Raw genomic sequence first — 1,975 nt, forward strand, 5'->3', positions numbered from 1 at the left:
GACCGAGAGTTCAGCCTTGTGGCTGGAAACGTTATGTACGGGCTTTCACCGTGATTCACGTTTCAACGAATCGCACTATCTCTATCTATTATCTGATGTCGCAACAACCTTGAGAATTTACCTGAAATTGCCTACAGGTTCGGGTATCCCCCCGGCTGGAGGTGCGATGTACGATCGCCCCTTCACCTATTTAAATCCACACTCAAAATTTAAAACTCAAAACTCTCTAGGTAGGTGTCGATCGAGCTTCCCGATCGAATCGTGCAACCTAAATGATACTGGGCATATTGTCGCAAAATATTTTCTACTGATACCCAAGTTGTTTGATCGGCAATCCCCTCTCCTAGTTCTGGACTAGCCAACTGTTGCAGCGCTGCTAATTCCTTAGCATTTATCTCGAAATTTGTCAAGTGTTTGCTGCCATTTGTTTGTCGGGAACGGGAGGTGGATTTGTACAAGCTACCGATTTCTGAAGAGAGTTCTGCCTCTAGGTTAGCTAGCTCGGACAAGCTGAAGGTTCCCCCAGAGGGTATACTAAACCCGGTTTGCCAGTTCGGATCGGTGAAATTTGGGATGAGCGGGTGTCTGGTGGCGCAGCAAACTTGGACTTGGGGCGCGAGGCCGGCTAAGGCTAGCAGGTGAAAAATGCCGTGGCTGAGGTGGGCGACAAGCACGGCGGCGGATTGGATTTCTGTGCGATCGGACAAACGCTCCAAACGGCTCAAATGTTCGCCCAGTAACCAAAAGAGTTCTTCTTGGGGCTCATCGGAAAGGGCGCTGGCGATCGCCAATTCGGCCAAATATTGCGCGGCGGAGAGTTTCCCTAGGTTGCGGCTCAAACCCGGATGGGATTGTACGGTGTCGGCTTGGGTAATTTTGTCGAGCGATCGGCCTTTGGCAATTAGCAATTCGTTGACAACAAATAATTCGCTTCTACCGCCAATGGTAGATCGTTGTTTGCGAACACCCGGTGCTACAGCTCGAATTAAGCCGAATTCCCGCGTCAAAATTGTCAGCACTCGATCGGATTCCCCCATCGGCGCACTCTTGAGATTGATTCCAGTTGCTTTGTAAGTTCGAGTCACTCGATTTTAGATTTTAGATTTTAGATTGACTCCACAGTAGCAACAATTACCTTTTGTCTAAATTATCTCGCTGGCGGATTAATTCCGGGCCGCGGGAAGTCCCCAAACGAGTTGCACCAGCGACGATCAAATCTAAAGCTTGTTCGTGAGTGCGAATTCCGCCGGCGGCTTTAATCCCGATCCTGCCCTTAGTAACTTCCTTCAGCAGTCGCACATCATCAACTGTCGCCGCGCCAAAAAAGCCCGTGTTGGTTTTAATGTAGGCGGCACCCGCCTCCATGCAAATCTCAGCCGCTAATTGTTTTTCGGCATCCGAAAGCAGCGAACTTTCGATAATTGCTTTGATTGTGAGATTGGTTTCTTCGCAAATTTGGGCTAATTCCTGGTGGAATTCGTCGATTTTGCCAGCTTTCAGCAATCCTAAATTAACCGAGACATCTAACTCTACCGCTCCATTATCTGCTGCTTCGAGGGCTTCGTAGATCTTCGCAGTTGAAGTCGAAGCACCGGTGGGAAAACCTATGACAGTACAGACTTTCGGGCGCTTGCCGTGCAGCAGCTCAACTGCTTGTCGGACATAGGCGGGATACACGCAAACTGTGACAAAGCCAAATCTCTCTGCTTGTTGGCAGCAGTTTTCTACTTGCTCTGGCGTGGCGGTGGGGTCAATCAGGCCGTAGTCGATAAAGGGGGCAATATCGATGTCTGGCTGGTTTGCAGCCATTGTTTTTTTCTCTCTGAAATAACTACTTTATTATACAAATAAACGGGATGCGGAAAACTTATGTCTCTTTCCGCCGGGAATTTAAGCGGCTAAGCTGTTCGACATCTAAACTGCATTAACTCGCGTTACCTTTGTTTTTGATCTTTCGGTTCCATTTCATAATTAA

2 protein-coding genes are annotated in these 1,975 nt (G+C 48.4%); both read right to left on the bottom strand.

Going from position 1 to position 1,975, the window contains the following annotated elements:
• Positions 1 to 209: 209 nt before the first annotated feature.
• Complete coding sequence (gene recO, locus QUA03_RS28775) at positions 210 to 1,085, bottom strand: DNA repair protein RecO (RefSeq protein ID WP_333217122.1); 876 nt, start codon at positions 1,083 to 1,085, stop codon at positions 210 to 212.
• Between the two features lie 46 nt (positions 1,086 to 1,131).
• Entirely contained in the window at positions 1,132 to 1,809 is a 678-nt protein-coding gene (deoC, locus tag QUA03_RS28780; protein ID WP_333217124.1) for a deoxyribose-phosphate aldolase, read from the bottom strand.
• Between the last annotated feature and the right edge of the window lie 166 nt (positions 1,810 to 1,975).

This window comes from Microcoleus sp. S36b_A4 (assembly GCF_036700645.1).
Classification (GTDB): domain Bacteria; phylum Cyanobacteriota; class Cyanobacteriia; order Cyanobacteriales; family Microcoleaceae; genus Microcoleus.

Bases quoted from the DNA above. Each gene is read 5' to 3' on its own strand.
- deoC (WP_333217124.1), bottom strand. From the start codon at position 1,809: ATGGCTGCAAACCAGCCAGACATCGATATTGCCCCCTTTATCGACTAC.